Source organism: Hymenobacter wooponensis, from assembly GCF_004745865.1.
GTDB classification, from domain to species: Bacteria; Bacteroidota; Bacteroidia; order Cytophagales; family Hymenobacteraceae; genus Hymenobacter; species Hymenobacter wooponensis.
The window spans coordinates 41,573-54,232 of the sequence record NZ_SRKZ01000006.1 but is presented as its reverse complement, the minus strand read 5'-3'; the positions used below and the strand labels follow the sequence as shown (position 1 = coordinate 54,232).

7 protein-coding genes are annotated in these 12,660 nt (G+C 54.7%); 2 read left to right on the top strand and 5 right to left on the bottom strand.

The genetic code is table 11. The features are described 5' to 3' along the window. Positions 1 to 67 precede the first annotated feature (67 nt). Positions 68 to 766 (top strand): SGNH/GDSL hydrolase family protein, encoded by a 699-nt coding sequence (locus EU557_RS19330; protein WP_135532131.1) that lies wholly within the window; start codon positions 68 to 70, stop codon positions 764 to 766. 91 nt (positions 767 to 857) lie between these two features. Here the strand turns inward: EU557_RS19330 and EU557_RS19325 are convergent, their stop codons facing one another. Beyond that, positions 858 to 2,255, bottom strand: coding sequence for an alpha/beta hydrolase family protein (locus EU557_RS19325; protein WP_135532130.1), 1,398 nt, complete (start codon positions 2,253 to 2,255; stop codon positions 858 to 860). 1,554 nt (positions 2,256 to 3,809) lie between these two features. Between EU557_RS19325 and uvrA the strand changes: the two genes are divergently transcribed. Then, positions 3,810 to 6,647, top strand: a complete 2,838-nt coding sequence (uvrA, locus tag EU557_RS19320) for an excinuclease ABC subunit UvrA (RefSeq protein ID WP_135532129.1) — start codon at positions 3,810 to 3,812, stop codon at positions 6,645 to 6,647. A 113-nt stretch (positions 6,648 to 6,760) separates the two neighbouring features. Here uvrA and EU557_RS19315 read toward each other — a convergent pair whose 3' ends face one another. From EU557_RS19315 to EU557_RS19300, 4 genes are all read right to left on the bottom strand, one after another. Next, positions 6,761 to 7,264 (bottom strand): cupin domain-containing protein, encoded by a 504-nt coding sequence (locus tag EU557_RS19315; protein WP_135532128.1) that lies wholly within the window; start codon positions 7,262 to 7,264, stop codon positions 6,761 to 6,763. An 83-nt stretch (positions 7,265 to 7,347) separates the two neighbouring features. Continuing rightward, on the bottom strand, positions 7,348 to 8,409 hold the full coding sequence (locus EU557_RS19310; RefSeq protein ID WP_135532127.1) for a LacI family DNA-binding transcriptional regulator: 1,062 nt from the start codon (positions 8,407 to 8,409) through the stop codon (positions 7,348 to 7,350). 111 nt (positions 8,410 to 8,520) lie between these two features. Beyond that, a complete protein-coding gene (locus tag EU557_RS19305) occupies positions 8,521 to 9,798 on the bottom strand; it encodes a sugar MFS transporter (protein ID WP_135532126.1) in 1,278 nt (425 codons plus the stop codon). A gap of 198 nt (positions 9,799 to 9,996) precedes the next feature. Then, positions 9,997 to 12,624 carry a beta-mannosidase gene (locus EU557_RS19300; RefSeq protein ID WP_135532125.1) on the bottom strand — a complete coding sequence of 876 codons (2,628 nt, stop codon included), beginning with the start codon at positions 12,622 to 12,624 and terminating at the stop codon, positions 9,997 to 9,999. Positions 12,625 to 12,660: the final 36 nt, after the last annotated feature.

Below are 12,660 nucleotides of genomic sequence, written 5' to 3'. Positions count from 1 at the left end.
TGTTCGTAGACCTTACTTTTGCAGTGAGTGGCCTAGCGGCGGCTCTTAGAACTCTAGTAGTCTACTTATGCTCGGTGCATTTTTTCGCTCTCACTATGCAGGTCTGCTTGTAGGCCTATCGTTACTTAGGTTAACGAGTCAAGCCCAGACCTCTACAGCGCCGCCGATTAACCCAACCCAATGGACGGGGGAGTTACGGGAGTTTGCCCGCCAAGACAGTCTCCAGCCTCCGCCTGCTAGGCCTATTCTGTTCTACGGCAGCTCCTCTATCAGAAAATGGGAAACGTTGGGTAAGGACTTTGCCGGCCGTCCGGTGCTGAACCGTGGCTTTGGTGGCTCCCGCTTCCCCGATGCGCTGTATTTCTTCGATAAGTTGGTAGTGGCTTACCGCCCGCGGCAAGTAGTACTCTATGAGGGCGACAACGACATTGAGGCTGGTGCTACCCCGCAGCAGGTGTATCAGTCATTCTTAACCTTCGACAGCCTGATGCGAGCTAAACTGCCTACTACGCCGGCAGTATATCTGTCTATCAAGCCAAGTCCCTCCCGCTGGGCGCTGTATCCTCAAATGCAGCAGGCTAATACGTTAATTCGGCAGTACATCAAGAAACATCCAAAGAACTGGCGGTTTGTGGATGTGGGTAAGCCGATGTTAGGCAAAAACGGTCAGCCCCGCCCAGAGCTATACGTAGAAGATAACCTCCATATGACACCCGCGGGCTATGCCATTTGGAAGCGCGTGGTGGGGCCTTACCTAATAAAGTAAGTGGCCTAGAAAAGCAGCAACGGCTGACGGCCGGCAGGTGGTAAGCCTGCTAGCCGTCAGCCGTTGCTGTTATGGGTGACCTACGCGAAATTTACTTGCGCGTGTGCTGCGTCACCCAGTCGCCGATGATTTGTAAGGCGGTGGGGGAGAAGGTTTCTTCAATGGTAGCGTATTCAGCTACGCTGCCCGTGGTAGCGGTTTGAAATAAGTGGTTGAGACCCGGCAACTCTCGGACGGTTACGTCGTGGTTGCCACCGGCCTTTAAGCCTTGCTCAATGGCTGCCAAGTGGGGAGTGCCGACTACTTGTATATCCTTAGAACCACCCAAGGCTAGCACAGGGCAGTGCACGAGCGGGAGGGTCTTGCTGGGCTCGTCGGCCAGAATATGGCGGTACTCTGGTGAGGTTAGCTGTACTAGGTTCCTATTGACGGCGGCCACTACTTGCGGATCCGTAGAATGGGTAGGGTTCAGCAAATCGCGCAGAAGAGCATGAGCTTTCTCATTGTCGGGGTTTTGCCTAATGATGTTTAACAACTGCCGCTGTTGTTTTTCAAGCGCCGCTAAGGTGGCCGCATCCTGGGTTTTCAGTCGATTTATAGCCAAGACCTGCTGCACAATCATCTCGTCGCCGGGGAGGCCTGGTGCGGCTAGCAGTACCAGAAAGTCGGGGCCGGCTTTCTGAGTAGCGGCCATGATAGCAGCGGTGCCACCTTCGCTATGGCCAGCTAGGCCTACATGCTTCTTATCAATGCTAGGCTGGGCGCGAAGCCAAACCATGGCTGCGGCAGCATCAGTGGCATAGTCGGCCGCCGAGGCAGTTACCAAGGAGCCTTCCGATTTACCTACTCCCCGGTCATCGAAGCGCAGCACGGCAATGCCACGGCGGGTAAGGTAATCGGCCAGCACAGCAAAGGGCTGATGACCATAAACTGTGGAGTTGCGGTCTTCGGGGCCCGAGCCGGTCAGCAGTACTACGGCCGGAAACGGGCCTTTACCCTGTGGCACGGTGAAGGTGCCTGCTAGCTTAATGCCGGCTTGGGCGTTAGGAAAAGAGATATCAGTAGATAAGTAAGGGAAAGGGGCCTTGGGCGTTTGGGGCCGGCGGGGCGCTGCTACCGCGCCCTCGGCCGCCCGTGTCAGGGTTACTGGGAAGCGCTGGCCGTTCTGTTGCCACTCGCCCGGGAGCTGCTGAGGATTGGTGCCGCGGCGGCCGGCAAACTGGGCCTTGAACTGGGGCAGCCGCAAATACACGCTATCGGAGGTGGTAGCAAACTGCAGCGGGATTCCTTGTGCCCCCTGCGCCGGAATATCCAGGGTAGCGGTTTTGGGGCCGCTAGCTGGCTCCATAATGTGAAAAATAAAGTCAGTGGCCGCAATATTCCCCGACCAATTGCCAGTAAGTGGCGTCGGAGCTTGGGCAGAGGCACTAAGGGTAGTAGCCGTAATTACGGCGATACTGCAGAACAAGCGGCGGGTAATCAAGAGCATAATGGTAGATACTTGAAAATAAGGATGGTGAAGTGATGGCGTAATGTTAGTAAGATATTTAGACAAACATCTAATTAAACAGAAATATGTTAGAGTGGTTATGCCTTAAGACCAAGCTTAGCCGGCAATTTGCTGCTGCCTGTGATCTATGACATGGTAGCACATACTCGTTAAAAGCTAGAGGTGAGGAAGCTAGTGAATGGAGTATCGTCTCTTATCGGCAAGGCTCCTGAGTTAATTATACTCCGGTAGAAGCTTCAATTTCTAACGTAACTCCGGCGGTATACCAACTAGCCCAAGTAGTGAGCCCGCAATCTGGCTGGCCAAAGGTATTGGTGTCTGTGTTGCTCCCGGTGGCAATGAGCTGCTGCAACAAACCATCTAGCCCATTTTACTAACGCTCAATAGATCGATGCGCTTTTATATTATAGCTAAAAGGAAGATGATCATTCCTGCAAAGCTTATGGTGGTTGAGGTGATATATGATCTTATATAAGATGCGGAAAAACTATTGTTTTTAAGTTTTATGTAAGATCGAAAGCCGGTTACAATGACAAATAGGGTCAATATTACGATGTATGCCGTGTATGTTATTTCTGGATTTAGATTGGTGAATCTAAGAATTGCGAAATACAAAACCATAATGGCTATTAACAAGCCAAATCTGATAGTTCTGTCTCCAGAAAACAGCTCTAATAAGATTAGTTTTTGCTCTGGTTCAAGTTTTTTATTAGCCTTTTCATTTATCAGCCTAGAAATAAAATTGCATAACATAAACAACACAAAGGCAATCATAAAATTATCTGCGAACCCATCCATGATGTTGTACTAGTGTTTTAAATGAATATTTATTTAAGCTCGGTTAAGTAGCTAAATCTTTAATGGCCCAAAAACTTGCTGTTCCGGCTGATTTCTAATTTTAACTCGGAATAATTTCCGTGATAGAATCCTGACAACTTAATAACTTTTTTGTTGCCGTTCATCATATACAAGTATTCGTGAGTGCCGCATTGCGAAGGAAGAAGTGCAGTAGCGAATCCATCAAGATATTCAAATGAAAATTCTTCTTCTGTGCCAATGCCAAAAAATAGATGATATGATACTGTCGAAATCCAGTTTAACTACAATTACTTTTGTTCGAAGTTCTCCAAAAATTAGCCAAACTGCAGCAAATAGCATAAGCCCAACAACAAAATAGAGAGGTATTTTGTCCTTGCTAGTCTAGTTAGTTAATAAATCCCAAAGTAGGGAAAGAGACGAACTTGTACATAGAGGTGAAAGAATTGGAATTAAATATGCCTAAAAAGTAAATTTGGATTTCAATATCTACCAAGTTTAAAATGTTAAGAGTTCCTTAAGCGAATACAGATTGTTTTCGTAGCGCAAGATAGAAGTGTAGGTATTATTAATTACCCTTGTTGCAGGGTAGTACTTAATAGCTTCCTGCCATAACTCACGCTTGCTGTACGTTGCCAGCTACTCCCGCCGTACCTTCGTCAACTCAAACTACTGCGGCCTGAAACCAAACCCCCGGCCGTCGTTGTTTACCGACCTATGGCCGACAACTCCGTTCTGCAAGTAGCCGCCCCCGCGGCCGACCCCATTGACCAGCTCGACCCTCGCGAGTTTATTCTGATAAAAAACGCTCGGGTGCACAACCTGAAAAACCTGAGCGTAGCGCTGCCGCGCAATAAGTTTATTGTGGTTACGGGCCTGTCGGGCTCGGGCAAGTCGTCGCTGGCCTTTGACACGCTGTATGCCGAAGGGCAGCGGATGTACGTAGAGAGTCTTAGCAGCTACGCACGCCAGTTTCTGGGCCGCATGGATAAGCCCGACGTAGATTACATCCGGGGCATTTCGCCGGCCATTGCCATCGAGCAGAAGGTCAGCATCAAGAATAACCGCTCCACCGTAGGCACTAGCACCGAGATTTACGACTACCTCAAGCTGCTCTTCGCCCGCGTGGGCCGTACGTACTCGCCCATCAGCGGCGAGCAGGTGCGCAAGGATAACGTGGCCGACGTGGTAGATTACCTCATGCATCTGCCCGAAGGCACCCGTGTGATGTTGCTCTCCCCGCTGCTGCCCAGTGAGGATGGCCGCCCCATGAGCAAAGAGCTGGACCTGCTGCTGCAGAAAGGCTACAGCCGTATGGTGATAAACGGCGAAACGGCTTTCATTGAAGAGCTGATTGCCGAAGGCCAACCGGAGGTAAAAGGTGACGTGTTCATCATGATTGACCGCGCCGTGATTCAGCCCGGCGACGAGGACCTGATGTTCCGCCTCTCGGATTCTGTGCAAACCTCCTTCTTCGAGGGCCACGGTACCTGCATAGTAAAGCTCGACGACGAAACCCGCACCTTCTCCGACCGGTTTGAGCTGGACGGCGAAGTATTTGAGGAGCCCAGCGTCAACTTCTTCTCCTTCAACAACCCCTACGGTGCCTGCCAGACCTGCGAAGGTTTTGGCTCAGTGCTGGGCATTGATGAGGACCTGGTTATTCCGGATAAGACCATGACGGTGTACGAGGGGGCCATTGCTCCCTGGCGCACTGATAAGCAAAGCGAGTGGCTAAAGCCCTTGCTCAAAAACGGCATCCGCTTCGATTTCCCCATTCACCGGCCCTACAACGAGCTGAGCGAAGCCGAGCGCAACCTGCTCTGGAAGGGGAACAAATACTTCGAAGGCCTCGATTCCTACTTCAAGTGGGTAGCTACTCAAACCCACAAAATTCAGTACCGCGTGCTGCAAAGCCGCTACCGGGGCCGCACCACCTGCCCCGACTGCCGCGGTACGCGCCTGCGTAAAGATGCCCAGTATGTCAAAATTCAAGGTCAGAGCATTACCGATCTGGTGTTGCTGCCCGTGAGCCGGGCCCTGGAATTCTTCCAGAACCTGGATTTGCCGGAGCACGAAGCTAAAGTAGCCGAGCGCCTGGTAACGGAAGTAACGAACCGCCTGGAGTATCTGAACCGAGTAGGCCTGGGCTACCTCACCCTGAACCGGTTGAGCAGCACGCTGTCGGGCGGCGAGAGTCAGCGCATTTCGCTGGCTACGTCGCTGGGCTCGGCGCTAGTGGGCTCCATGTATATTCTTGATGAGCCCAGCATAGGATTACATCCCAAGGATGCCGAACAACTGATTGGGGTGCTGCGCTCCTTGCAGCAGCTCGGCAACACCGTGATTGTGGTGGAGCACGAGGAGAAGATTATGGAGGAAGCTGACCAGATCATCGACATTGGCCCCGAAGCGGGCAGCGGTGGCGGTATTCTGCAGTTCCAGGGCACCTACGAGGATATTCTCAAGGACATAAAGTCGTACACTGGCCAGTACCTGAGCGGTAAGATGGAAGTGGTGGTGCCTACAACCCGCCGCCCCTGGCGCAATGCGCTGGAGCTAACCGGCGCCCGCGAGAACAACCTCAAAAACGTATCAGTGAAGTTCCCGCTGAACGTGATGACGGTAGTAACGGGTGTGTCAGGCTCGGGCAAGTCTACGCTGATCCGTCGCATTTTGGCGCCGGCCCTGCTCAAGCAGCTCGGCGGCGGGGCAGGCGAGGCCACCGGCAAGTTCGACCGCCTCACGGGCGTAAACGGGCAGGTGACCCACGTGGAGTTCGTGGACCAGAACCCCATCGGCAAGAGCAGCCGCTCTAACCCAGTCACCTACGTAAAGGCCTACGACGCAATCCGGAGCCTGTTTGCCGATCAGCAGCTGGCCAAGGCCCGCGGCTTTAAGCCGTCGCACTTCAGCTTCAATATTGAAGGCGGTCGCTGCGAAGTGTGCCAGGGTGAGGGCCAAGTGAAGATTGAGATGCAGTTCATGGCCGATATCTACCTGACCTGCGAAGCCTGCGAGGGCCGCAAGTTCAAGCAGGATATTCTGGACGTGAAGTTTCAGGAGAAGAGCATCAACGAGGTGCTGGAAATGACCATTGAGGACAGCATCCAGTTCTTCAAGGATCAGCCCAAAATTGTAGAGCGCCTCAAGCCCCTCGACGATGTGGGCCTCGGCTATATCCGCCTAGGCCAGTCGGCTAACACACTTTCGGGCGGGGAAGCCCAGCGCGTGAAGCTGGCCTCGTTCCTGACTAAGGGTAACACCCTGCAGAATGATAAGATCCTGTTCATCTTCGATGAGCCCAGCACTGGCCTACATTTCCACGACATCAATAAGCTGATGAAGGCGCTGAACGCGTTGGTGGAGCAAGGCAACTCGGTCCTCATCATCGAGCACAACATGGACATCATCAAGTGTGCCGACTGGGTGATTGACCTCGGCCCCGAAGGTGGCATCAACGGTGGCCACCTGCTGTTCGAGGGTACCCCCGAAGAAATGGTGAAGCTGAAGGACACCAACCACACGGCTCGGTTTCTGGCGGAGAAGTTGTAAGTGGCCTAGGCCACTATGCAAAACAAAAAGGTGGCCTACGCTGGTAGGCCACCTTTTTGTATTATAAATGAGCTTGCGGGCTCCTGCCCAGGATCAGCCTGGTAGCTTATAGTTTAGCGGCCGAAGTCGTCCTGCACGCGCACAATGTCTTCCTCGTCGGAGGGTTGCTGGGCGTCGGTGTGCTGCCAGATTTCGGCAATGGTGCCCCAGTCGTCTAGGCCTATCAGGCGGTGCCGCTCGCCTTGTTGCAGCACAATTTGCTCGCCCGGGCCGTAGGTTTTCAGCTCGCCTTCTTCATCGGTGGGGCTGGTGATAACGCCTACGGTGCCACTCACCACGCGCCAGATTTCGGCGCGGCGGTGGTGGTACTGCCACGAGAGGCGCTGGTGAGGTGCTACCAGCAGAATCTTCGGGCTCAACTTACCCGAAATGCGCAGGTTCTCTACCGATAGGCCATCGAAATAGGTGTTGGCAAACTCTTGAGCCTGGTCTTCATCCAGCACAAAGAAGCCACCCCAGGGGCGCGTTTGGTCTTGTTTCGTGATGCCGAAGCCTTGCTGGCTTAGGCGTTGCTCAGTTTGCTGAAACAGCTCTTGCTTAGACAGGTCAGAACTCATAAGCGGTTGAAAGAAAGGAATGGGAGAAAGAGTAAGAGAAACCCGGTGAGTGGCCTAGGCCATTCGGGTAGGATGACTAGTGGTTAGCGCGGCTCACGCGGTTCGTGGGAAAGATGCAGGGACGAGTCGCGGATAATGAGCTCTGGCTTTAGAATGAGGTGCGGGGGCATGTAAGCTGGGCCGCGTTTGAGTAGTTGCAAAAACAGGCGCACGGCTGTTTCGCCCATTTGCTCAGCTCGCTGGTCTACTACCGTCATCTGGGGCTGGGTCATGGTGGTGAAAGGCTCATTGCTGAAGCAGGCAAAAGCAATATCCTGCGGCACCCGGATGCCCTTTTCGCGCAGCACTTCCAGAGCCCCTACTGAGGGAATGGCATAGGCGGCAAATACCCCATCAAGGGGCGGATCAAGGGCCAGCAGGTGCTGCATGCCCAAGCGACCAGCCTCATGCGTGAGAGCTGGGAGAGAGTATACTTGCTCTTCCTCTTGATAAGGCAGCCCATGCGCTTCCAGGGCAGCTTTGTACCCGAGAAAGCGGTTGCGGCTGGTGTTCAGGTGCTGAGGGCCGGCCAAGTGGGCAATGCGCGTGCAGCCTTGCTCAATGAGGTGGCGCACGGCTTGGTATGCTCCCTGAAAGTCATCGAGAATAACGGCCATACTTTGGGGCAGGTCCGGCACTCGATCAAAAAACACGAGCGGTACTCCCTGCTGGCGTACCTGCTCAAAGTGTTTCAAATCCATTTGGGTGGTAGCCGATACCGACACCAGAATACCTTCTACCTGCGCCGCCAGCAGGGCCTCAATGTTGCGCTTTTCCCGGGCCGAGTCTTCGTTCGACTGGCACAGAAGCACGTTGAAACCCTCCCGGGTGGCTACTTTCTCGATGCCATTCATAACGGCCGGAAAGAAGTAGCCTTTAATGTGGGGCACAATTACGCCCAGCGTTTTGCTGTGGCCCTTGCGTAAGGCGGCAGCCAGCTGATTCGGGCGGTAATTAAGCTCTTGCGCCATTTGGCGCACCCGGTCTTTAGTGGCCTCACTGATGTCGCGGTGGTCAGCTAGGGCCCGCGATACAGTGGAGGTAGATAAATTCAGATGTTTAGCTAAGTCTCGAAGAGAGATTTGCTGCTTTCTGGAAGACGACATGAGTCAGGGCGTTAGGGGAAAGGCGTAATGCGCCAGTGCCAAAGAACAACACTGGACGCAAAATGGACTAATTAATTTCCCGTAACCCGGCATAAATAGGCCTCTTTTCTGCTAAGCTACTGCCGTACGACGGCTGCCCCGCAGGCCATACCACACGATATACAGGTAGCACAATGCTGGCAGCAACAGGGCCAGGCGTAGGCCACTATGGTCGGCGATGAGGCCAAAAAGCATGGGCACTACTGCGCCGCCTACCACGGCAGTACACAGCAGGCCCGAGCCTTCTTCGGTGTGGCGGCCCAAGCCAGCTAGTGCCAGCGGGAAAATCACGGGCCACATAATAGAGTTCATCAGGCCTACAGCCAACAGGCTATACATGGCCACTTCTCCCGACGTGTTAATCGAGATAAGAATGAGAGCTACTGCACACACGGCGTTGAAAGCGAGTAGCTTGGCTGGTGATATCTTGTTGAGTAGGTAAGCACCCATAAAGCGGCCTACCATGGCCGCGCCCCAGTAGAATGTCACGCGTTTGCCCGCCGCTTCGGGGTCTAGGCCTAGCACGTCGGGGAGGGCCAGGTAGTTAACGATGTGCGAGCCAATGGCTACCTCAGCGCCTACGTAGGCAAAAATGCCCAGTACGCCCAGCACCAAGTGGCGGTAGTGCCAAGCCCGCGTTGAGCTGGCATCAACGGCGGCTACTTCATCGGTAGCAAGCACAATTTGCGGCAGATTAACCCGGCTCAGAAGTAGGCTGATGAGTAGCAAGGCTGAGCCAATAATAAGATAAGGCGTCTGGACCGCCGTTACATCAATAGAGGCTGCGCTAGCCGCCGTATCTAGTTTAGGCAGGCGGCTCAAAATCAGGGCGCTGCCCAGTAGCGGTGCTAAGGTGGTGCCCAACGAGTTGAAAGCCTGCGTGAGCGTGAGGCGCGAAGAAGCCGACTCGGGTGGGCCCAGGATAGCTACGTAGGGGTTGGCGGCTACTTGCAGAACCGTAATGCCAGAGGCCAGCACGAAAAGGGCTCCTAGAAACAGGCCATAAACGCGCTGCGTTGCCGCAGGGTAAAATAGGTACGCACCAACGGCAGCTACTCCGAAGCCAATCAGCATGCCGCGCTTGTAGCCTACCCGGCTCACCAGCTTGCCCGCCGGAATGCTCACCAGAAAGTACGCCCCAAAGAAGCACAGGTTAATCAGGTTGGCCTGGGCAAACGAAAGCTGAAAAATAGCCTTCAGGTAGGGAATCAAAATGTCGTTCAGACAGGTAATAAAGCCCCAGAGAAAGAACAGCGTAGTAACGGCACTCAGGGCCGAAGTATAGCGCTGCTGCGTGCCCGTGCCGGCCGCGGAGATAGGGGGCAATGTGGTAGGAGAAGGCGAGGCCATGAAGATTGAATAGAGTTGGTGGGAAGTGGAAAGGAAGTAAAGTCTAGTTGCTGCCCCGCAGCTTAGCCCCAGGGACCACGTGGAGCTAGCGTTGTGGTGCGTAAAGTACCTGTTTTGCAGAGGGCAGTTGCCTAGGGCTTCTGTGTGCCACAACGGCTTCGTAGTTAAAAGCTGAGGGCAACATCCTGCGTTTCATACTTAAAAAGCATCAACCAACGAGCGCGCTACCAGCTGGCGCCGCAGCTCTGCCACCGTAATAGGAGCCTTGCTCTGGAAGGTGAGGGTCTTCTTCTCGCCGGGCAACAAGTCGAAGTAGTTATCAGCAAAGAAGCCATCGGCCTGCGCTAGGGTGAGCATCACGGCGCGGGCCAGGGTTTTGCTCTGGAGCGTTACCTGGAAGGTGCTGTCGTTGGTTTGTTTCCAATCGGCCTCAACCTTGCTGTTAGGCAACTGCAAGTCTTTGGGCAGCGCAAAGTAGTGGGTATTGGTGCTCACCACCTCGCCACCTACCCGCAGCTCACAGCTCAGCACTACCCGCTTGGGGTCTTGCTTGCCCAGGAGCTTAGCCCGCGGTATATCCAGGTACGCTTTGCTGGTAAGAGGCTCGATTTGCAGGCTCTGGGTTTGGCTGAATAGCGTGCGGCCGTTGAAATCCTGGAGGCGGACTTGCAGCTGACCCGGCGTAGCAGTGGTTTTGTCTGACACCACGTAGAAGCGCACGTTGTCGCCCTCTTCATGGGGGCTCACCAGCACTGGGGAGTAGAAGCGTTTGGCGTAATATTGCAGCGCTTTCCAGCGGCCGTAGTAGTCGATGGAAGACCAAGAGGCCACGCCCCAGCAGTCGTCTAGCTGCCAGTACATGGAGCCCATGGTACGGGGGCGGTTGCGGCGCAGGTGCTCCGCCGCTAGTTTGATGGCCTGGGCCTGCAGCACCTGGCTCACGTACAGAAACGACTCAAAGTTCTTCGGCTCCTTGTAGTCGCGCAGCAAATACTCCTTCAGGCGCGGGTTGCCCGCCGCGCTGCGCTGGTGCTCCTTCATCACCGCAGACGTGATGTCATGGTCGGCCTCAACGGTGAATTCCTTCACTGATTTCAGCTCCGGAAACGACTGAAAACCGTACTCGCTCATGAAGCGCGGCACCTGCTTTTCGTAGTCGGAGAGGGGGGCGGTACCGCCCCACACATCCCAATAGTGCATGTCGCCGTTGGTTTGGGAACCGGCCATATCCTCAAACTCCGCCGAGGGGCTCGACGACATATAGGGCCGGCTGGGGTCCTGCTCCTGCAATACTGTGGGCAGCAGGTCGCGGTAAAGCTTGAGGTAGTTGCTCCACACTTCCAGCTTGTGTGCGCCCATTTTCTCCGGAATGCCCCACTGCTGCCAGGCTATTTCATTTTCATTGTTGCCCACCCAAATCGAGATGCTCGGGTGGTCGCGCAGGCGCTTTACCTGGTAGGTGGCTTCGGCGCGCACATTGTCCACGAACTCCTGGTTGCCGGGGTAGAAGGAGCAGGCAAACATAAAGTCTTGCCACACCAATAGGCCTAGCTCGTCGCAGGTGTCATAGAAATACTGGTTTTCATAAATACCGCCGCCCCACACTCGCACCATATTCATGTTACAGTCTTTGGCGGCTTGCAGCAGCTGGTGGTACCGGGCAGGAGTTACGCGAGTTGGAAAAATTTCGGCCGGAATCCAGTTGACCCCCTTGACGAAAATGGGGATGCCGTTTACTATAAACTCAAAGGATTTACCGTACTGGTCGTGCTCGCGGCGCAGCTGCAGGGTGCGTAGGCCAGTACGGGTGGTAGCTTCATCCAGGGGCTGGCCGTTCTGCAGCAGCTGCGCCCGGAAGGAGTACAGCGCCTGGGCGCCATAGCCAGCAGGGTACCACAGCTGCGGGTTGCTTAACTGCAGCTCGGCCGTGAGGGTGTGGCGGTTAGGCTGCAGTGTAACCTTCTGCTCTGAGCGTTGCCCCACAGCCTTACCATCAGGGCCAATAGTTTCAATAACCAGCGTGGCTTCCTGCTTGGCGGCCGAAGCGGTGGCCTCATACTCTACCTCTAGGCCTAGCTGAGCCGCTTGCGGGCTGATCTGGCGCTGAATTACGTGAAGGTCCGTGAGCTTGGCCGCGTCCCAGGCCTCCAGCTGCACCGGCTGCCAAATGCCCGACGTTACGAAGCGCGGACCCCAGTCCCAGCCGTACTGGTAGGGAGCTTTGCGGGTATAGGGGCTCAGGGCGGGTCCTTTGTCGCCCACAAAGCCCATGGCTTGCTCATCGTTACCCGCGTACAGGTTATAGCCGTACTTGGCGGGTAGGCCAGCCACCTCATTCAGTGGGGAGCGAAACCGGATGTGCAGACGGTTCTCGCCGGCTTTTAGCTGGGGCTTCACGTTGGCGCGCCATTCCCGAAACATATTATCGGTGTGCAGAACGCCGACGTTATTGAGAGTGACGTCAGCGTAGGTATCGAGGCCTTTAAATACCAGCTCTAAGTTGCTGCGCTGCAGCGTGGCGGCGGGCACGGTAAAGGTGGTTTCGTACTCCCAATCGGTTTTGCCAATCCACTGCTGCTTCAGCTCGTTGTCGCGGTACAGTGGGTCATCAATTTGTTTGGTCGCCAGCAGATCGGTGTGCACGCAGCCGGGCACGGTTGCGGGCGCCCAGTTTTCCTTGCTAGCCTGCTTAAAGCGCCAGCCGGTGTTGAGCAGAGTAGTGGTTTTGCCGCGGCTTGCGGCAGTTTGCGCCATTGTGTGCGTGGCAAACAAGAGCAGTACAAGTCCGCTGCCGAATATGCGCCGCAAGGAGAAAGGTAAGTGCATGGATGGGAGATGAGGCACTAGGGAAAGGAGCTAGGA

Excerpts from the sequence above, each read along its gene's own strand:
- EU557_RS19330 (WP_135532131.1), top strand. The coding sequence starts at position 68 with ATGCTCGGTGCATTTTTTCGCTCTCACTATGCAGGTCTGCTTGTAGGC.
- EU557_RS19325 (WP_135532130.1), bottom strand. The coding sequence starts at position 2,255 with ATGCTCTTGATTACCCGCCGCTTGTTCTGCAGTATCGCCGTAATTACG.
- uvrA (WP_135532129.1), top strand. The coding sequence starts at position 3,810 with ATGGCCGACAACTCCGTTCTGCAAGTAGCCGCCCCCGCGGCCGACCCC.
- EU557_RS19315 (WP_135532128.1), bottom strand. The coding sequence starts at position 7,264 with ATGAGTTCTGACCTGTCTAAGCAAGAGCTGTTTCAGCAAACTGAGCAA.
- EU557_RS19310 (WP_135532127.1), bottom strand. The coding sequence starts at position 8,409 with ATGTCGTCTTCCAGAAAGCAGCAAATCTCTCTTCGAGACTTAGCTAAA.
- EU557_RS19305 (WP_135532126.1), bottom strand. The coding sequence starts at position 9,798 with ATGGCCTCGCCTTCTCCTACCACATTGCCCCCTATCTCCGCGGCCGGC.
- EU557_RS19300 (WP_135532125.1), bottom strand. The coding sequence starts at position 12,624 with ATGCACTTACCTTTCTCCTTGCGGCGCATATTCGGCAGCGGACTTGTA.